Here is a 17,974-nt window from a genome sequence, read left to right on the forward strand (position 1 = left end):
CTGCAGGGGGCTCACTGCAGGGGGCTCACCACTGGGGACTCACAGCTGGCTGTCGACCGGCAACAGCAAGAATAGTCCGGTTAGCACATTTCTGTAGAAACCCGCACCGGGATCGAGGTTGTAGGTGCGGATCATGCCGTCTTCCTCGTCGGTCCACACGAGCGGCGACGAAATCGCGCTGCCGCGCAGCGCCGCGAGCTGGGGTGGCGTCGCGAGCGAGACGCGATAGCTCACTTTCGGGGAGGTCGCGAACTGGAAGAGCTGGGCCGCTTCGTGCGCGAGTGTGGGGCTTTCCACGGCGAGCGCGAGCTCCGTATTCAGGTTGGCCGAGCGCGGATCGAGATTGAGCGAGCCGATCACCAGCGTGCTCTCGTCGATCACATAGGCTTTCGCGTGCAGGCTCGCGCGCGAACGCGAGCCGATCATGGGCAGGCGCCGTGCCCGCTCGGTCTCGGGCTGCGTGGACTTGAACTCGTATAGCTCGGCGTTGGCTTTCAGCAGCGGCACACGATAGGGGCTGTAGCCGGCTTGCACGGCGATGGCGTCGGTGGCCGCGAGCGAATTGGTGAGGATCGCCACGCGCACGCCGCGCGCGGTGAGCGCGCGGATGGCTTGCACACCGGCGTCGTGCGGCACGAAATACGGCGAGATGATCAGCACGCTGCTGTGCGCCTGATTGACGCGATCGAGCAGGGAGCGCATCGCGTCGCCCATCTGGCCGCGCTCGGCGCCCGAGATTTTTTCCGGTGCGTCGGCCACGAATTCCCACTTCGCCCAGGTGAGCCCGAGCTCGTCGCGTGCGATCTGCTGCGCGAGCGGCGTGGCGTTGAGCGGCTTCGCGTTGTACGGGTCGGCGGTCTCGCGCCAGTGCGCGCGCAGCTCGTCGCGCGCCGCGTCGAGATCCTTCTGCTCGAACTTCTGATGATTGAGCACGCTCAAGGGGTACGACACGGTGCTGTTCCAGTAGTCGTCGAAGCTTGCCGAGACGCTCGCCGCCACGGGGCCGGCAGTGAGCATGTCCAGATCGCGGAACTGCAGCGTTTCGCTCGCGCTGAAGTACTCGTCGCCGAGATTGCGCCCGCCCACGATCGCGAGTTCGTTATCGACGATCGTCGCCTTGTTGTGCATGCGGCGCGTGAACTGGTCGACGTTCGTGAAGAAGTTGCGCGTGCGCCTGAACATGCTCTCGTTCGGGCTGCCGTACGGATTGAACACGCGGATCTGAATGTTCGGATGGCTGTTGAGCGCCGCCATCAGGCGGCCGATGTCGTGGAAGTTCAGGTCGTCGACGAGCATGCGCACGCGCACACCATGATCGGCCGCGTACAACGCCGAGCCCAGCAGCAGCTTGCCGGTGGTGTCCTCGTTGGCGATGTAGTACTGCATGTCGAGCGTTTTCGTCGCCGCGTGCGCGAGCGCGATGCGCATCTGCAGCGAGTCGGTGCCGGTGGCGAGCAGGCGGAAGCCCGATTCGTCCGGATGGGACGCCACCGGCGCGGCAAGCGCTTCGCCCAGCGGCGTAGCGCGCGCCTCCGGCGCGGACAGCGCCGCCGAGGAAGTGCGCTGGAACGCCGTGGCGGGCGGGCGCGTCGCGCAGGCCGCGAGCAACGTGACGCTCAGGAGCGCAACCAGCCGGAACGAAGCGCGCGAGGAGAGCGAAGAGAACGGCGCGAGCAGGCGGGGCCGGGCGCGGCGCGGCGGCGCCGCACGGGCTGCGGGCGGGGCAGCGGGCAGGGTATCGGCGGCCAAGCTCTGAACGGTATGCGCGGACAAGCGGATTCTCCTCTCCTGGCGACCGGCGTTGGCGCAATGCGCGTGGCTCCGGCGGCGTGCGAATTGGTTGGCGCTGCGGCGTTCCCAAGGGTTCGCTTACTTTGGTTCGCTTGCGTCGTGCGCCTTTTGCCTGTTGCTTTTTGCCTTTTGCCGCCGATTTTATCGGGAAGCCATGTTGCACGGCGCGCACCAAGCGCGACGCGTGTGTGCGACACCGCGCTTAGCTGCGCCGGCTGGCCGATGCGCCGACGCTCGCGCTGTGCGCTTCGTCGGCATCGCGCTCGCTGCCGCGCGCCGGCTTGCCGGCCCAGTAGCCCGCGAGCAGCGACCCGGAGAGGTTGTGCCACACCGAGAACAGCGCGCCGGGCAGGGCGGCGAGCGGCGAGAAGTAGAGCTTGCCGAGCGTCGCGGCGAGGCCCGAGTTTTGCATGCCCACTTCGATCGCGAGCGTGCGGCACACCGATTCGTCGAAGCCGAGCAGACGTCCGCCCCAATAGCCGCCGAGCAGACCAATACCGTTGTGCAGCACCACGCCGAGCGCCACGAGCGGGCCCACCGTGGCGATGCTTGCGTGCGTGCCGCCCACCACGGCCGCGATGATCGCGAGGATCGAGACCATCGAGACGAGCGGCAGAACGGGCTCCACGCGCCGAACAAGGCTGCCCGCGAGACGGTTCACGACGAGGCCGACGGCAATCGGCAGCGCCACGATCTGCAGGATGCTCATGAGCATGCCGTGCACGTCCACGACGATCGAAGCGTCGACATAAAAGCGCGTGAGGAGCGGCGTCGCGAACACGCCCACGAGCGTCGAGAGCGCGCTGATCGTCACCGAAAGCGCGACGTCGCCGCGCGCGAGATAGATCATCACGTTCGAGGCCGTGCCGCTCGCGACGCTGCCCACCAGCACCATGCCCGCGGTGAGGTCGGGCGGCATGTGCAGCGCGTGGGCGATGACCCATGCGGCCAGCGGCATCACCAGATAGTGCAGGACGATGCCGGCGAGCACGGGCGCGGGCCGCGTGAAGACGCGCTGGAAGTCGGCGAACGAGAGCGTCACGCCCATGGCGAGCATGATGATCGTCAGGAGCGCCGTGACGTGGGGCGTGACGGGCGCGACGACGCTCGGGTTGAAGTAGGCGAAAAGCGAGACGAGGACGGCCCAGAGCGGGAACAGTCGGGTAATCGGGGCAAGCATGAGCGGGGTGTTTATCGGGCGCTATGGGGCGCTATGGGGCGTTACGGGGCGGACCGGCGGGCGAACGGCGGGCGAACGGCGGGGTGCGCCGGGCCCGCTATTTTAACCATGCGTTTAACGAATCGCGCGGGGCTCTTCGGCGGCGCGCTGGCAACCCGCCCGAGCGGGCGCGTGCTGCCTCAGCCCGCGCGCGCCGCCGCCTCGATTTGCGACCGGCGGCTCATGCGATGAAAGCGCCATGTCATGAGCGCGGCCACGCTGGCGAGCCCGGCCGCGAGCCCCCACCAGAGCCCGAGCGCACCCATTCCGAAGTGGAACGCGAGCACATAGCCGACCGGAAAGCCGATGCCCCAGTAGCCGAGCGTAGCCGCCACCATCGGTATACGGGTGTCCTTCAGGCCGCGCAGGCAGCCGGAGCCCACGGTTTGCATGCCGTCGACGATCTGGAACAGCGCGGCCACGCCGAGCAGCGACGCCGCGAGCGCGACGGTCTGCGCGTTGGCCGGATCGTCGAGGTGCAGGTAGAGCCCAACGATCCAGTGCGGCGCGAGCACCATCACGAGCGCCGACATCGACATGAAGCCCACGCCCAGCGCCAGCGCGACGAAGCCCGCATGGCGCGCCGCGCGCGGCACGCCCGCGCCGATCCAGTAGCCCACCCGCACATTGGCCGCCTGGCCGATCGAGAGCGGCACCATGAACATCACCGAAGCCACGTTCAGCGCGATCTGGTGCGCGGCGAGCGGCGTTGCGCCGAGCAGGCCGGCCAGCAGGCCGGTGGCGAGAAAGAGCATCGATTCAACGGCGTAGGTGATCGCCACGGGCCAGCCGATGGCAAAAAGCTCGCCCATCAGCGGCGCGGTGGGCCGCCGCGCGACCACGAAGTGCTGATGCGAGGGCCGCAGATGCAGCAGCGCCATCAGCACGAGGGTGGTCAGCCAGACGGTGATCGCGGTAGCGACCGCGGAGCCCAGGAAGCCGAGGCGCGGCAGACCCCAAGCGCCGTGAATCAGCCCGTAGTTCAGGAAGCCGTTGAAGAACACGCTGATGATCGACACCCACAGCAGGCGCTTCGCCGCGCCGATGGCGGGCAGGAACGAGCGCATCAGCCCCACGCCGATCAGGCTGGCGGGCGCGCCCCAGCGCAGCACGGCCGCGTACTCGCCCACCTGGTGCGCGAGCACGGGCGGCTCGCCGAGCGCAACCAGCAGCGGCCCCGCGAACGACAGCAGCGCGAACGCCGGCACGGCCAGCAGCAAGGACAGCGCAAAGCCGGTCCAGTAGATGTTCGGCACGCGGTGCAGGTCGTCGGCGCCGCGCGCCTGCGCAACGCTCACGCTCACCGAGGTCAGCACGCCTTGCAGCACCGTCACCACCACGAAGAACAGGTTCGCGCCGAGCCCGCCCGCCGCGAGCGCGCCCGCGCCCAGCGACCCGAGCAGCACGGTATCGGTCACGCTCATGGCCATCTGCGAAAGCTGGGCGATGGCGAGAGGCGCGGCGAGGCGTGCGGTGTCGGCGGCGTGGCGTTTGAGCGAGGGCGGGGCGATGGCGCGGCTCGCCCGGTCGGCGGGGGCAATGGGTCGGGTCATGAAAAGCAAGCGCGGCGCGATAAATCGCGCCGCGCGTTCAGAAAATGCGTTCGTATCGAGTTGGGAAGCTCAATGCGAGATTACGCTTCTTTCGGACAAAAAGCACCTGGATGGTGCATTCGCTTTCGAATCTATTTCACTGGCCATGCAGCCGCTGCGCTGTTTGTCTTACTCCGCTTCGCGCACGGCGATGCGCGTGTCGCCGAGCAGCACCGACTGGCCCGCGCGGATCTTGCACGTCTTGCGCAGTTCGACTTCGCCGTCCACCTTCACGGCGCCGGAGGCGACGATCTGCTTGGCCGAGCCGCCGCTGTCGGCGAGACCGGTGATCTTCAGGAGATTGTGGAGTTCGACGTAGTCGCCGGTGAGGGTGAAATCGAGATTGGGCATGGCGCAAAGGAAATCAGGGGCGTACCGGGCAGGGCGCGCGAAGGGTGAGCATCATAAGCGATTGCAGCCGAGCGGGGGCGTGACGCCTTTGTTTCAGCCGCGTTGCCGTCGCGCCCAAGTTGGACGCTGAGTGGCGCCAGATCACGGCAAGATCGGCGCTTGCGGACGAGAGGTGTATGAATATACAGTATGCGTCGCCGTGTCGATGCCCGACCCGGCCCGCACACTGCTCATTTTCACCGGATACTGCCGCGCCTGCCTTGTCCACCGTCTCCACTGCCTCTCTCGCCGAATCCCCCTGCACGAGCGATATTGCGCCCGAGGCGGCGCCGTATCTCGCGAAGCTCAACGACGCCCAGCGCGCCGCCGTCGAGCACGGCGGGCCGCAGGCGTTCGCGCCGGGCGCGGCGCTCCCCCCGCCGCTGCTGGTGATCGCCGGCGCGGGTTCGGGCAAGACCAACACGCTGGCGCACCGCGTCGCGCATCTGGTCGCAAACGGCGCCGATCCGCACCGCATCCTGCTGCTGACCTTCTCGCGCCGCGCGGCGCAGGAGATGACGCGGCGCGTCGCGCGCATCGCGGCCGGGGTGTCGGGCGCGGCGGCGGCCCTGGCTCAGGGGCTCACCTGGGCAGGCACCTTCCACGGCATCGGCGCGCGCCTGCTGCGCGAATACGCCGAGCAGATCAGCCTCTCGCCCGCGTTCACGATCAACGACCGCGAGGACTCCGCCGATCTGATGAACCTCGTGCGCCACGAACTGGGGTTATCGTCGAAGGACAAGCGCTTTCCCGCGAAGTCGACGTGCCTCGCGATCTACTCGCGCGTCGTCAACACCGGCGATTCGCTCGCGAACGTGCTCGCACGCTCGTTCGCGTGGTGCGTCGAATGGGAGCCGCAACTGCGCGCGCTATTTGCGGCCTACGTGGATGCCAAGCAGAAGCAGAACGTGCTCGACTACGACGACTTGCTGCTCTACTGGGCGCACATGGCGGCGGAGCCGGCCATCGCGGCCGATCTGGCGGGGCGCTTCGACCATATCCTCGTCGACGAGTATCAGGACACCAATCGCCTGCAGGCGTCGATCCTGCTCGCGCTCAAGCCCGACGGGCGAGGCCTCACCGTGGTCGGCGACGACGCTCAGGCGATCTATTCGTTTCGCGGCGCGACGGTGCGCAATATTCTCGATTTCCCCGCTCAGTTCGATCCGCCTGCGCGCCAGGTCACGCTCGAGCGCAACTACCGCTCGACCGAGCCGATTCTCGCCGCTTCGAACGCGGTGATGGACGCCGCCGCCGAGCGCTTCACCAAGAACCTGTGGACCGACCGCGCGTCGCAGCAGCGTCCGCGCCTGGTGACGGTCGCCGACGAGGCCACTCAGGCGCGCTACGTCGTCGAGCAGATCCTGGAGGCGCGCGAGGGCGGCATGACGCTCAAGCAGCAGGCGGTCCTGTTTCGCGCCGCGCACCACAGCGCGACGCTCGAAATCGAACTCGCGCGCCGCAACGTCCCGTTCGTGAAATTCGGCGGCCTGCGCTTCCTCGACGCCGCGCACGTGAAGGACGTGCTCGCCGTGCTGCGCTGGGCCGAGAATCCGCTCGACCGCGTGGCGGGCTTTCGCGTGACGCAACTGCTGCCGGGCGTCGGGCCCGCGACGGCGGCGCGTCTGCTCGATCAGGTCGCGGCCTGCACGGGCGCGTACCGCGCCGCGCAGGCGCTCGCCGCATTCGCGCCGCCGCCGCGTGCAGCCGAGGACTGGCCCGCGTTCGCGGCGCTCGTCGATCAGCTCGGTATGCGCGCAACGCCCTGGCCCGCCGAGTTCGAGCGCGTGCGGCGCTGGTACGAGCCGCATCTGGCGCGCAATCACGAAGATGCCCAGGTGCGTCTCGCCGATTTGTTGCAGATGGAGAGCATCGCGAGCACCTACGTGTCGCGCGAGCGCTTCTTGACCGAGCTCACGCTCGACCCGCCCGACGCTACTAGCGCCGAGTCGGCCGATCCGCTCCTCGACGAGGACTACCTGATCCTCTCGACGATCCATTCGGCCAAAGGCCAGGAGTGGCGCAACGTGTTCGTGCTCAATGGCGTGGACGGCTGCATTCCGTCCGATCTCGGCGCGGGCAGCGACGAGGAACTGGAAGAGGAGCGGCGTCTGCTCTACGTGGCGATGACGCGCGCGAAAGAGGATCTGCACATCGTCGTGCCGCAGCGCTTTTATGTGCACAACCAGGCCGCGAGCGGCGACCGCCATGTGTGGGCGTCGCGCACGCGCTTCATCGCTGCAGGGATGCTGCCGCTCTTCGAGTCGCGCGCCTGGCCGCCCGCGCCAGTGGCAAGCGCGCCGAGCGCGGCGGGGCTGGCCGCCGCCGCGCGCGCGAAGGTCGAGATCGGCGCGAAGCTGCGCAAGATGTGGGAGTAGGGCGGGGTTGCGTTTTCAGCTGCGCGGCTGGTTCTTCGGCGGCGGCACGAAAAAGTTGCGCAGCCAGGCGGCCAGGCGCGTGAATACGTCGTCGGGTTCCTCGACGAAAATTTCAGGCTTCAAAAGACGCAAGTATTCCATGATCTGCTGCGCTTCCTGCTTCTGGAACGTGCCGTGCGCGATGGCCAGACGCAGCAGGCCGCGCAACTCGCCCAGACGCTCGCGCGCGAGACTCCCGCTTGCCTGCTCGCAGCCGATCTTCGCTTCGTAGACGCGCTGGCGCACCGACTCCGCGAGCCGCCACGCAGGCGTCTGCATGGCCTCTTCGAGTCTCTGGATATCCTGCACGCCGGACTGGATCTGTGCGGCGAGCGGGTCGATCAGCGCCTCCCCGGCGTCCGCCTCGCGGACGATCGCGGCGGCCCACTCGCGGCACTGCTTCGCGCGCTCGTCGGGCGTCCATTCGGGCCGCGACGCAAAGCCAAAGCCGAATTCGCCGGCCTGGCGCAGCAGGATCGACACGACCTCGGGAAACTCCTTGTCGAGCGTGCGCTTGGCCCATGCGTACTGCCCGCCCTGCAAGAGCCGCTGCACGGCCTGCTCGGTGAGCGGCGTCATGTTGTCGAGCAGCTTCGCGCGCAGGAAGTCCTCGAATGACGGCGTGAGGAACTGCGGGTCGAGCTTGAGCGAGACGCGCAGGAACGCATCGAAATCCTTGCGCAGCGACGCAAGCGTTTCATCCTTGATATTGAGGGTGATCTGCCCCATGGTGGTTGCCCCGTGTGTTCCTCGCGATACCTGTCTGTCGCGCCAATGCAGGCCTCGACGGTTTATCGGCGCAGCGGGGCGAAACTTGAGGCGGGGCAGACAGGGATGGACAGGGTTGGACAGGGTTGGACAGGGGCTGGCAGCCTCAGCGCAGCATCACGCCCTGCCAGAGGAAGAACACGCCCAGCCCCACGGCAATGGTGAGGAGCGGCCGTTTGGTGAGCGCGCTCACGGCAATGGCCGCGAGCGCGCCGACGAGCTGCGGATTGCGCCACGTGAGCTCGGCGTGCTGACCGTGGGGCGACACGGCCATCGGCACGATGATCGCGGTGAGCACCGTGACGGGCACGAAGCCGAGCGCGGTGCGCACGATCGGCGGGAACACGAGCCGATCGCCCAGCACGAAGACAGCGGTGCGCACCGCCACGGTAATGACGGCCATGCCGAGAATCAGGATGACGTAGTTCATGGGCGGCCTCCAGCGGTGTGTGCATCCGCGCTTGCAGCGTTCGTGCGCGGCTTGCGCGGCAGCGAGAGCGCGACGCCCACCGCCACGCCCGCGAACACGGCGCCGAGCAAGCCGAGCTTGTACGGCCAGCCTTGCCAGAAGAAGGCGAGCGTGCCTGCCGTGGCGGCGGCGGCCAGATAGCGCACGGCCACGAGCTGCGGCACGACGATGGCGATGAACGTGGCGACCATCGCGAAGTCGAGCCCGAGCGACTGCAGCCCCGGGAACGCCGCGCCGAACAGCAGGCCCGCCGCGGTCCACAACTGCCAGTTCAGGTACATCGACAGGCCCGAGCCGAGGAAATGCCACGGCGAGACATCGCCGGGCGCATGGCGGCGGAAATACGCCCAGGCGACGGCGAACACCTCGTCGGTGAGCAGGCCGCCTAGCACGAGGCGCCAGCGCATCGGCAGATGCGAGACATAGGGCGCGAGCGTGGCGCTGTAGAGCACGTGACGCAGGTTCACGATGAGCGTGGTGGCCCAGATCACGGCGAAGCTCGCGTGCGAGGCGATCAGCCCGAGCGCGATGAATTGCGCGGAGCCGGCGAACACGGCGAGCGACATTAGCTGGCCGTGCCAGAGCGACAGCGGGCCCGAGGTGACGAGCGTGCCGAAAATGACGCCGAAGGGCGCGGAGCCGATCATCATGGGGATCGTGTCGCGCGCGCCGGCGACGAATTCCTTGAAGCGATGGGGGTGACGGGTCAAGCGAGTCTCCAGATGGGGAGGCCAGCATAGCGGCAAGCGACGTGCGCGGCTTGTACGTTCTTGCGGCGCGCCCGCTTCAGGCCGCCCATGCCATTGCCGGTGCGCGGCCTCGTGCGCGACTGATTGGGGACTAATTCGCCTGCCAGCGGCCGGGCGGCACGCCGAACATGCGGCGGAAATGCCGCGTGAAATGGCTCTGGTCCGTGAAGCCGCTCGCGGCGGCGACCTCGGCAACCGAGGCGCCCGCGCGCAACGGCCCGAGCGCGCGCTGCAGCCGCAACTGGGTGCGCCACGCGTGCGGCGGCAGCCCCGTGGCCTGGGTGAACAGGCGCGTCGCGTGAAACGCAGAGAGACCGACCGCCTGTGCGAGATCGGCGACGCGCAGCGGTTCGGTGAGATCGGCGGCCAGCAGCGCCTTCATGATTTCGACGCGCGGCTCGTTCGCGGCGGACTCGAGCCGCGCCTCGCGCGTGCGCGCGTGGCGGGTCAGGAGCGTGGAAAGCGCGTCGAGCAGCGCGCCTTCCACGGCAAGAAGGTCGGGCTGCGGTGCGTCCGGTGCGCTTTGAGTGCCCGGTGCGGCCGGCACCAGCGCGAGTTCGGTACGGCGGCGGTCGGCGTCCGCCTCCAGCAATTGGTGCGCGAAAGAGAGTCGGCGCGCGAGATCGGCGTCGCGAATCACCTCGGCGTCGAACCACGGCAGCGGCTGCGCGCGGCCCGCAATTTCCCCCGCGAGCGTGTGCAGATAGTCGACCGGCACATACATGACGCGATAACGCCAGCCTTCGTCCACAGCGCGCGAGCCCGTGTGGACCTCGCCCGGATTGATGACCGGCACGCTGCCCGCTTCCGCGACATGCTGCGCACCGCGGTAACGGTAGCACTCGGCGCCGTCCTCGATCACGGGGATCGTGTAGGCCTCGTGCCAGTGCGGCGTGAAGGTGTGATCGTGATATTCGGCCGTGAGCAGGTCCGCGCCGGGCAAAAGCGGCGTGCGCCAATAACGGGCGAAATCGCGAAAACGGGAGTGCGTCATGGGAAGGGGCCGACCAGGCCCTAAGTTTAGCGCACGGGAATGGTCGTGCCCGCCGGCATCGGCACTGCGGTGACGCTGTTCTTCGCGCTGCCGCTCACCACGCGGTCGCTGTACGTCAGGTAGACGAGCGCGTTGCGCTTCGTGTCGACTACGCGGACCACATGCAGCGTCTTGAAGATCAGCGACATGCGCTCGCTGAAGACATCGGCCTGCTGCTTGAGCGGGGCGGCGAAGCTGATCGGGCCGATCTGGCGGCAGGCGATTGACGCTTCGGTCGGGTCTTCGGCGATGCCGAGCGTGCCTTTCACGCCGCCGGTGCGCGCGCGGGAGACGTAGCACGTGACGCCGCTCACGGCGGGATCGTCGTAGGCCTCGACGACCACCTTGTCGGAGCCGGTCAAGCGGAAATTGGTGTTCACGCTGCCGATCTGCTCGGCCTGGGCGGTGCCCAGCGCGAGCGCGCCGGCGCAGAAGGCGAGCGCCGGACGCAGTCGGGCGGCAAAGCGAGTCGAGTTCATGCGGAGTTCCGAAAATGGCGAAGCGACGACATTATCGGACAGGGCGGGGAGGAGGGGGCGATGATCGTTGGCAACCCTCAGCGGTTACAGATGCTGGGGCAAATCCATCGCATCGCGAAGAGTACGCAAGAGGAGGCTGCAGAAAAGAAAAGAGCCGTTGCGCAGGACACGCAACGGCTTCGATATTTTGGCTCCCCGACCTGGGCTCGAACCAGGGACCTACGGATTAACAGTCCGGCGCTCTACCGACTGAGCTATCGGGGAACAGCAGTACAGCTACAACCTTTTACTTCATGAAAAAGCCCGTTCTGGTTAACGGGCTTTTGCGAATCTTGGCTCCCCGACCTGGGCTCGAACCAGGGACCTACGGATTAACAGTCCGGCGCTCTACCGACTGAGCTATCGGGGATCAACAAAAGCAGAGAACGAGATTCTATGGGGTCTGGCGTAGGCTGTCAATACCTTGTCGTCATCTTGTTATCCATTCCTGCAAAAAAGATGGCAGGACTCCAGGATGACGACACCCCAGGGGCAGAACGATGCTTAGCGCGCGAGCAGCGCGAGCTTGTCCTTAACGTCCTTGAATTCGTCGGCTTCGGGCAGCGGCGCCTTGGTCTTGGTAATGCTCGGCCAGCCCTTTGCCAGTTCGGCGTTCAGCTCAGTGAAGTGTTGCTGGTCGCCAGGCACGTCCTCTTCGGCGTAGATGGCATTCACCGGGCATTCGGCAACGCACACGGCGCAGTCGATGCACTCGTCCGGGTCGATCGCGAGGAAGTTGGGACCTTCGCGAAAGCAGTCCACCGGGCACACATCGACGCAGTCGGTATAGCGGCACTTGATGCAGCTTTCGGTCACAACGTGGGTCATTCAGGCAGCTCCTGCATGCTTGTATCGGGGGACGCGCGCGCGAAATTGGCGGCGCGCGAAAACCAATATTGTAACTGATGCCGATTTTTCTCAGCCAGACGTCCGTTGCAGTTCTTAGATCGTTTCGTGATTAGTTTATGCGCCATGCCGGGTAAGCGCGACTCATCTGCGCGTGCGGACCGATGCGACCTGTGGGGCTGCCGGCGGGGTGAGGGCGCATTCGGGTAACATGCAGGCATCTTCGGCGCATGCCGTTTGCGGCACAGCCGCCTCGCTCATCATGATCATTACTTCGCTGCTCGATACCGACCTGTACAAATTCACGATGATGCAGGTGGTGTTGCATCATTTCCCCGCGGCCCATGTGGAATATCGCTTTCGCTGCCGCACGCCCGACATCGATCTCGTCCCTTACGTCGACGAAATCCGCAGCGAGATTCAGAAGCTTTGCAGGCTGCGCTTTGCCGAGCCCGAGCTCGAGTATCTGCGCAAGATGCGCTTCATCAAGGGCGACTTCATCGATTTTCTCGCGCTCTTCCATCTGAACGAGAAGTACATTTCGGTCACGCCCTCGCCCAGGGGCAACGGTGAAATCGACATCGAAATCAAGGGACCGTGGCTGCACACGATTCTCTTCGAGATTCCGGTGCTCGCCATCGTCAACGAGGTTTACTTCCGCAACACGCAGCAGCATCCGCAGTACGAGGAGGGCCGCGAGCGCCTGCGCCACAAGATCGAATTGCTCGGCGCGAAGCCCGAATTCGCCGACTGCAAGATCGCCGATTACGGCACGCGCCGCCGCTTCTCGAAGCGCTGGCACGAGGAGGTGATCCTCACGCTCAAGGCTGATCTTGGCGAGCAGTTCGCGGGCACGAGCAACGTCTACTACGCGATGAAGCACAACCTCACGCCGCTCGGCACCATGGCGCACGAGTATCTGCAGGCGTGCCAGGCGCTCGGCCCGCGCTTGCGCGACTCGCAGATCTACGGCTTCGAGATGTGGGCGAAGGAGTATCGCGGCGACCTCGGCATCGCGCTCTCGGACGTCTACGGCATGCAGGCTTTCCTGCGCGACTTCGACATGTACTTCTGCAAGCTCTTCGACGGCGCGCGCCACGACTCGGGCGACCCGTTCGAGTGGGGCGAGCGCCTGCTCAAGCATTACGAGGACAACCGCTGCGACACGCGCACGAAGACCATGATCTTCTCGGACGCGCTCGACATCCCCAAGGTGCTGCGGCTTTACGAGCGTTTTCGCGGGCGCTGCCGCCTCGCCTTCGGCGTGGGCACCAATCTCACCAACGACCTCGGCTATCAGCCGCTGCAGATCGTCATCAAGATGGTCCGCTGCAATGGTCAGCCAGTCGCCAAGCTCTCCGATTCGCCGGGCAAGAACATGTGCGACGACAAGGCTTATCTCGCCTATCTGCGTCAGGTGTTCGGCATCGAGCAGCCTACGGAAGAAGAGTGCGCGGGCCAATAAGCCCTGTGTTGCAGGTCAGAAGAAAAGCGACGCCCCGGTATAATCGGCGCGTCGCTTTTCTTCATCTGTTCGAGGTCGCGTATGGACTCCAAGGTCGACACCACGGCCGCCCGCCGCAGCATACTCGCGCGCATCCGCGCGGCGCAGGGCCGCGACGCGACGCCGGCCGCGCACGAGCGCGAAGCCGTCGCCGACTATCTCGCGCGTCATCCGCAAGGGCCGCGTCCGCCGCTTGAAGGCGATCTCGTCGCGCGTTTCGTCGGCGAGGCAAAAAAAATGGCGTCGAGCGTCGATGAAGTCGCGCAGCTTGCCGACGTGCCTGCCGCCGCCGCCCGCTATCTCGCCTCGCTCGGGCTTCCGACCGAGGCCGTTGCCTGGAAGGTGCTCGAATCGTTCGACTGGGCCGGCGCGGGATTGAGCGTGGAATTTCGCAAGCCGGAAGACCGCGATCTCGTCGGCCTGACCGGATGTTTTTGCGCGACCGCCGAAACGGGCACGCTCGTCCTGCTGTCCAGCCCGCTGACCTGGGCCTCGGGCGCGCTGCTGCCCGAGACGCACATTGCCATCGTGCTAGCGTCGCGCATCGTGGCCGGCCACGAGGACGCTTTCGCGCTCATGCGTGCCGAACGCGGCGAACTCCCGCGCGCGGTCAACTTCGTTTCGGGACCGTCGCGCACCGGCGACATCGAACAGACCATCGTCCTCGGCGCGCACGGGCCGTATCGCGTGCATGTCATCGTCGTGAAGGGCGCATGACGGTTGAGGCGGCCGTCGTCGACGGCGCAACGCTTTCCGCCGCGTGGGGTTTGCCGTTCGCGTGCATGCTGCTGTCGATCGCGCTCTTTCCGATGTTCGCGGCCACGTTCTGGCATCGGCACTTCGGCAAGATCTCGGCGGCCTGGGCGCTCGCGTTCGTGCTGCCGTTCGCGGCGTCGCACGGTTTCGCGGCCACCTGGCCGCTCATGCTGCACGCGTTCTTCGACGAGTACGTGCCGTTCATCGTCCTGCTCGGCGCGCTCTATACGATATCGGGCGGCATCTGCGTGTACGGCAACCTGCGCGGTTCGCCGCGCACGAACACGGCGATACTCGCGCTCGGCACCGTGCTGGCGAGCCTGATGGGCACGACGGGCGCCGCGATGCTGCTGATCAGGCCGCTCCTGCGCGCGAACGACAACCGGCGCCACAATGTTCACGTCGTGGTGTTCTTCATCTTTCTCGCGGCCAATGCGGGCGGCTCGCTCACGCCGCTCGGCGATCCGCCGCTGTTCCTCGGCTTTCTCAACGGCGTGGGTTTCTTCTGGACTACGCAGCATCTTGCGCTGCCGATGCTGTTCGTGTGCGGTGTGTTGCTTGCTGCGTTTCATGCGCTCGATTCGTGGTACTTCCATCGTTCGGGCGAGGCGCGCGCGGCGTTTCTCGATCCGACGCCGGACACGCCGGAGCTTTACGTCGGCGGCAAGCTCAACTTCGTGCTGCTCGCGCTCGCGATCGCGCTCGTGCTGATGAGCGGCGTCTGGAAGCCCAGCATCGACATTGCGTTGCCGGGCGTACATCTCGAGTTGCAGAACCTCGTGCGCGACGTGGGGCTGGTGGTGCTGGCGTGCGTGTCGCTCCTGTTCGTGGCCCGCAAGGCGCGCGCAGACAACGACTTCGACTGGGCGCCCATCGTCGAGGTGGCGAAGCTGTTCGCGGGCATCTTCGTGACGATCGCGCCGGTGATCGCGATGCTGCGCGCGGGCGAGGCGGGCGTGTTCGCTGCGTTGATCCGGTTCGTGAACGACGCGCCCGGCCAGCCCAACGACGCGCTGTACTTCTGGGCTACGGGCCTGCTTTCGTCGTTCCTCGACAATGCACCCACCTATCTCGTGTTCTTCAATCTCGCGGGCGGCGACGCGCAGGCGCTCATGACGGGCGGGGCGAAAACGCTCGCGGCCATCTCGGCCGGCGCCGTCTGGATGGGTGCGATGACCTATATCGGCAACGCGCCGAATTTCATGGTGAAGGCCATCGCGCAGCAGCGCGGCGTGCGCATGCCGGGGTTCTTCGGCTATTTTGGCTGGTCCTGCGCGGTATTGCTGCCGGTGTTCGCCGTGGCGACCTGGCTTTTTTTCGTCTAACGAGCGCGTTCTGCCGGCTCGATGAGTTGACCTTTATTTGATCTGTAGTGCGGAGAACACCCATGCAAAAAATTCTCGTGGCGCGCCCGATTTTTCCGGACGTGATCGATCGTCTCAAGCAGTATTTCGACGTCGACTGGAACAACGGCGAGACGCTGTCCGCTGACGCCCTCAAGGCGCGGCTCGCCGACAAGGATGGCGCGCTCACCATGGGCGAGCCGATCGACGCGGCAGTGCTGGCTGCCGCGCCGCGCCTGCGCGTGGTCTCGAACATGGCGGTGGGCTACAACAACTTCGACATGCCGGCCTTCAACGCGGCGAACGTGCTGGGCACCAACACGCCCGACGTGCTCAACGAAACCACGGCCGATTTCGGCTGGGCGCTGATGATGGCAGCCGCGCGGCGCGTGAGCGAATCGGAGCACTTTCTGCGTGCGGGCAAGTGGCAGAAGTGGTCCTTCGACATGTTTCTCGGCGCGGACATTCACGGCTCGACGCTCGGCGTGGTCGGCATGGGCCGCATCGGCCAGGCGCTCGCGCGCCGCGCGCGCGGCTTCAACATGCGCGTGATTTATCACAACCGCTCGCGCGTCGCGCCCGAGATCGAGGCCGAACTCAACGCGGAATATCGCTCGAAGGAAGCGCTGCTCAAGGAAGCCGATCACGTGGTGCTCGTGCTGCCGTATGTGCCGGCAAATCACCACACGATCGGCGCGGCCGAACTCGCGCTGATGAAGCCCACGGCCACGCTCACGAATATCGCGCGCGGCGGCATCGTCGACGACGCGGCGCTCGCCGAGGCGCTGCGCACGCGCCAGATCGCCGCTGCGGGACTCGATGTGTTCGAGGGCGAGCCGAGCGTGCATCCGGCCTTGCTCACCGTGGACAACGTGGTGCTCACGCCGCACATCGCGAGCGCGAGCGAAGGCACGCGCCGCGCCATGGCCAACCTCGCCGCCGACAACCTGATCGCCGCGCTGGGCGTTGGTCCGCGCGCGGGTCAGCCGCCCAACCCGATCAACCCGGACGTGTTGGGGAAGGCGCGTTCATGAACGCGGAGCCGCTGATGGCGGTGGCGATGCTCGTGCTTGCGGTCGCGCTGGCGATCGCGGTGTTCGCGCTCTTGCGCGCGCGCGGCGGCACGCAGGACGACGCGCAAGCCACGCTCGACGCGCTCGACCAGTTGAGCGACCGCATCGCGGGCTCGACCGACACCCAGGCGCGCGCGGCCGAACGCATCGAGCGCGAGTTGCGCAATGAGATCGCGCGCACCGCGCAGGCCTCGCGCAGCGAATTCGGCGGCGGCTTCGCGCAGGTGCAGCAGGGACTTGCCGCGCATCTCACCAGCATCGCGACCGTGCAGAACGGCCAGCTCGAAAGCTTCGCGCAGCAGCTCGAAGCGGTGCGCCAGAGCCAGCATTTGCAGGCGCAACAGGCGCGCGACGAGCAAGGCCAGGCGCTGCGCCATTTCGGCAACGTGTTGGGTCAGCAACTTGCGCAGCTGACCGAGGCGAACGATCGCCGCTTCGCCGAGGTGCGCGCGACGCTGGAGCAGCGCCTGAAGGACATCGAAGCCAACAACGCGGCCAAGCTCGAAGAGATGCGCCGCACCGTCGACGAGAAACTGCACGCGACGCTCGAGCAGCGCCTGGGCGAATCGTTCAAGCTTGTCTCGGACCGGCTGGAGCAGGTCCATCGCGGGCTGGGCGAAATGCAGACGCTCGCGGCGGGCGTCGGCGACCTGAAGAAAGTGCTCACGAACGTGAAGACGCGCGGCACGTGGGGCGAAGTGCAGCTCGAAGCGCTGCTCGAGCAGATGCTCACGCCCGAGCAGTTCGCAAAAAACGTGGCGACGGTGCCGGGCAGCAGCGAGCGCGTGGAGTTTGCGATCCGGTTGCCGGGGCGCGGCGTGTCGGGCGATACCGCCGCTGGTGCGCCGGACAACGCGCCGGTCTGGCTGCCGGTCGATGCCAAGTTTCCGCGCGAGGACTATGAGCGGCTCATCGACGCGCAGGAGCGCGCCGATGCGGCCGGCATCGAGGAGGCCGGCCGCGCGCTGGAAGCGCGCGTGCGCGCCGAGGCTCGCACCATCGCCGAGAAATATGTCGCGCCGCCCCACACGACCGACTTCGCGCTGCTGTTCCTGCCCACCGAAGGGCTTTACGCCGAGATTCTGCGCCGCCCGGGCCTCACCGATGTGTTGCAGCGCGATTATCGCGTGAGCATCGCGGGCCCGACCACGTTGACGGCGCTGCTCAACAGCCTGCAGATGGGGTTTCGCACGCTCGCGATCGAGAAGCGTTCGAGCGAGGTCTGGCAGGTGCTGGGCGCGGTGAAGACGGAGTTCGGCAAGTTCGGCGAAGTGCTCGCGCGCACCAAGTCGCAGCTGGAGACGGTGACGCGCTCGATCGAAGCCGCCGAAGCGCGCACGCGCGTGATGAACCGCAAGCTGCGCGCAGTCGAGGCCTTGCCTGGCGAGGCCGCGTCGAATCTGCTCGGCGATGCGCTGCGCAACGGCGGTAGCGGCGAGAACGGAGAAAGCGGCGACGAGTGACGCCCGCATCGCGCGAGCCACGCAACGAAGCGTCCCAAAAAAC

At 66.8% G+C, this 17,974-nt stretch carries 16 protein-coding genes and 2 tRNA genes; 6 read left to right on the plus strand and 12 right to left on the minus strand.

Annotated features, from left to right (window positions below):
• Nucleotides 1-39: 39 nt before the first annotated feature.
• The 4 genes from PWP93_RS03010 to PWP93_RS03025 all read right to left on the minus strand — a co-directional run bounded on the left by PWP93_RS03010 (nucleotide 40) and on the right by PWP93_RS03025 (nucleotide 4,953).
• Nucleotides 40-1,773 (minus strand): phospholipase D family protein, encoded by a 1,734-nt coding sequence (locus tag PWP93_RS03010; protein WP_421043413.1) that lies wholly within the window; start codon nucleotides 1,771-1,773, stop codon nucleotides 40-42.
• Between the two features lie 220 nt (nucleotides 1,774-1,993).
• Nucleotides 1,994-2,971 carry a ketopantoate/pantoate/pantothenate transporter PanS gene (gene panS, locus PWP93_RS03015; protein ID WP_421043414.1) on the minus strand — a complete coding sequence of 326 codons (978 nt, stop codon included), beginning with the start codon at nucleotides 2,969-2,971 and terminating at the stop codon, nucleotides 1,994-1,996.
• A gap of 179 nt (nucleotides 2,972-3,150) precedes the next feature.
• Nucleotides 3,151-4,563, minus strand: a complete 1,413-nt coding sequence (locus tag PWP93_RS03020; protein ID WP_421043415.1) for an MATE family efflux transporter — start codon at nucleotides 4,561-4,563, stop codon at nucleotides 3,151-3,153.
• 168 nt (nucleotides 4,564-4,731) lie between these two features.
• Complete coding sequence (locus PWP93_RS03025; RefSeq protein ID WP_028215955.1) at nucleotides 4,732-4,953, minus strand: RNA-binding S4 domain-containing protein; 222 nt, start codon at nucleotides 4,951-4,953, stop codon at nucleotides 4,732-4,734.
• A gap of 176 nt (nucleotides 4,954-5,129) precedes the next feature.
• Here PWP93_RS03025 and PWP93_RS03030 point away from each other — a divergent pair, with 176 nt between their 5' ends.
• Nucleotides 5,130-7,370, plus strand: coding sequence for an ATP-dependent helicase (locus tag PWP93_RS03030; RefSeq protein ID WP_421043416.1), 2,241 nt, complete (start codon nucleotides 5,130-5,132; stop codon nucleotides 7,368-7,370).
• Between the two features lie 15 nt (nucleotides 7,371-7,385).
• Here PWP93_RS03030 and PWP93_RS03035 read toward each other — a convergent pair whose 3' ends face one another.
• From PWP93_RS03035 to fdxA, 8 genes are all read right to left on the minus strand, one after another.
• A complete protein-coding gene (locus PWP93_RS03035) occupies nucleotides 7,386-8,138 on the minus strand; it encodes a DUF4088 family protein (protein WP_421024401.1) in 753 nt (250 codons plus the stop codon).
• A 145-nt stretch (nucleotides 8,139-8,283) separates the two neighbouring features.
• The gene (locus PWP93_RS03040; RefSeq protein WP_421043417.1) at nucleotides 8,284-8,607 is read right to left on the minus strand and encodes an AzlD domain-containing protein; all 324 of its coding nucleotides are present in this window, start codon (nucleotides 8,605-8,607) and stop codon (nucleotides 8,284-8,286) included.
• Nucleotides 8,604-9,296 carry an AzlC family ABC transporter permease gene (locus PWP93_RS03045; protein ID WP_421025244.1) on the minus strand — a complete coding sequence of 231 codons (693 nt, stop codon included), beginning with the start codon at nucleotides 9,294-9,296 and terminating at the stop codon, nucleotides 8,604-8,606. Before PWP93_RS03045 ends, PWP93_RS03040 begins: the two co-directional genes overlap by 4 nt.
• Nucleotides 9,297-9,486: 190 nt before the next feature.
• Nucleotides 9,487-10,389, minus strand: a complete 903-nt coding sequence (locus tag PWP93_RS03050) for an AraC family transcriptional regulator (RefSeq protein WP_421043418.1) — start codon at nucleotides 10,387-10,389, stop codon at nucleotides 9,487-9,489.
• 26 nt (nucleotides 10,390-10,415) lie between these two features.
• A complete protein-coding gene (locus PWP93_RS03055; protein WP_421043419.1) occupies nucleotides 10,416-10,907 on the minus strand; it encodes a CreA family protein in 492 nt (163 codons plus the stop codon).
• A 188-nt stretch (nucleotides 10,908-11,095) separates the two neighbouring features.
• Nucleotides 11,096-11,171: transfer RNA gene (locus PWP93_RS03060), tRNA-Asn, on the minus strand.
• Nucleotides 11,172-11,240: 69 nt separating this feature from the next.
• A tRNA-Asn gene (locus tag PWP93_RS03065) sits at nucleotides 11,241-11,316 on the minus strand.
• Between the two features lie 134 nt (nucleotides 11,317-11,450).
• Nucleotides 11,451-11,774, minus strand: a complete 324-nt coding sequence (gene fdxA / locus PWP93_RS03070; protein WP_035522616.1) for a ferredoxin FdxA — start codon at nucleotides 11,772-11,774, stop codon at nucleotides 11,451-11,453.
• Between the two features lie 280 nt (nucleotides 11,775-12,054).
• Between fdxA and pncB the strand changes: the two genes are divergently transcribed.
• From pncB to PWP93_RS03095, 5 genes are all read left to right on the plus strand, one after another.
• Nucleotides 12,055-13,257, plus strand: coding sequence for a nicotinate phosphoribosyltransferase (gene pncB / locus PWP93_RS03075; RefSeq protein ID WP_421025243.1), 1,203 nt, complete (start codon nucleotides 12,055-12,057; stop codon nucleotides 13,255-13,257).
• 81 nt (nucleotides 13,258-13,338) lie between these two features.
• Nucleotides 13,339-14,013 (plus strand): LutC/YkgG family protein, encoded by a 675-nt coding sequence (locus PWP93_RS03080; protein WP_421043420.1) that lies wholly within the window; start codon nucleotides 13,339-13,341, stop codon nucleotides 14,011-14,013.
• A complete protein-coding gene (locus PWP93_RS03085; RefSeq protein WP_421043421.1) occupies nucleotides 14,010-15,377 on the plus strand; it encodes a sodium:proton antiporter in 1,368 nt (455 codons plus the stop codon). The genes PWP93_RS03080 and PWP93_RS03085 overlap by 4 nt, the downstream gene beginning before the upstream one ends.
• A gap of 62 nt (nucleotides 15,378-15,439) precedes the next feature.
• Nucleotides 15,440-16,429 (plus strand): 2-hydroxyacid dehydrogenase, encoded by a 990-nt coding sequence (locus PWP93_RS03090; RefSeq protein ID WP_421043422.1) that lies wholly within the window; start codon nucleotides 15,440-15,442, stop codon nucleotides 16,427-16,429.
• A complete protein-coding gene (locus tag PWP93_RS03095; protein ID WP_421024394.1) occupies nucleotides 16,426-17,931 on the plus strand; it encodes a DNA recombination protein RmuC in 1,506 nt (501 codons plus the stop codon). The genes PWP93_RS03090 and PWP93_RS03095 overlap by 4 nt, the downstream gene beginning before the upstream one ends.
• The last annotated feature ends 43 nt before the right edge of the window (nucleotides 17,932-17,974 follow it).

Source organism: Paraburkholderia sp. A1RI-2L (assembly GCF_048957375.1).
Taxonomy (GTDB): Bacteria; Pseudomonadota; Gammaproteobacteria; order Burkholderiales; family Burkholderiaceae; genus Paraburkholderia.

Coding starts and splice junctions, on each gene's coding strand:
- panS (WP_421043414.1), bottom strand. CDS start 2,971: ATGCTTGCCCCGATTACCCGACTGTTCCCGCTCTGGGCCGTCCTCGTC.
- PWP93_RS03020 (WP_421043415.1), bottom strand. CDS start 4,563: ATGACCCGACCCATTGCCCCCGCCGACCGGGCGAGCCGCGCCATCGCC.
- PWP93_RS03025 (WP_028215955.1), bottom strand. CDS start 4,953: ATGCCCAATCTCGATTTCACCCTCACCGGCGACTACGTCGAACTCCAC.
- PWP93_RS03030 (WP_421043416.1), top strand. CDS start 5,130: ATGAATATACAGTATGCGTCGCCGTGTCGATGCCCGACCCGGCCCGCA.
- PWP93_RS03035 (WP_421024401.1), bottom strand. CDS start 8,138: ATGGGGCAGATCACCCTCAATATCAAGGATGAAACGCTTGCGTCGCTG.
- PWP93_RS03040 (WP_421043417.1), bottom strand. CDS start 8,607: ATGAACTACGTCATCCTGATTCTCGGCATGGCCGTCATTACCGTGGCG.
- PWP93_RS03045 (WP_421025244.1), bottom strand. CDS start 9,296: ATGATGATCGGCTCCGCGCCCTTCGGCGTCATTTTCGGCACGCTCGTC.
- PWP93_RS03050 (WP_421043418.1), bottom strand. CDS start 10,389: ATGACGCACTCCCGTTTTCGCGATTTCGCCCGTTATTGGCGCACGCCG.
- PWP93_RS03055 (WP_421043419.1), bottom strand. CDS start 10,907: ATGAACTCGACTCGCTTTGCCGCCCGACTGCGTCCGGCGCTCGCCTTC.
- fdxA (WP_035522616.1), bottom strand. CDS start 11,774: ATGACCCACGTTGTGACCGAAAGCTGCATCAAGTGCCGCTATACCGAC.
- pncB (WP_421025243.1), top strand. CDS start 12,055: ATGATCATTACTTCGCTGCTCGATACCGACCTGTACAAATTCACGATG.
- PWP93_RS03080 (WP_421043420.1), top strand. CDS start 13,339: ATGGACTCCAAGGTCGACACCACGGCCGCCCGCCGCAGCATACTCGCG.
- PWP93_RS03085 (WP_421043421.1), top strand. CDS start 14,010: ATGACGGTTGAGGCGGCCGTCGTCGACGGCGCAACGCTTTCCGCCGCG.
- PWP93_RS03090 (WP_421043422.1), top strand. CDS start 15,440: ATGCAAAAAATTCTCGTGGCGCGCCCGATTTTTCCGGACGTGATCGAT.
- PWP93_RS03095 (WP_421024394.1), top strand. CDS start 16,426: ATGAACGCGGAGCCGCTGATGGCGGTGGCGATGCTCGTGCTTGCGGTC.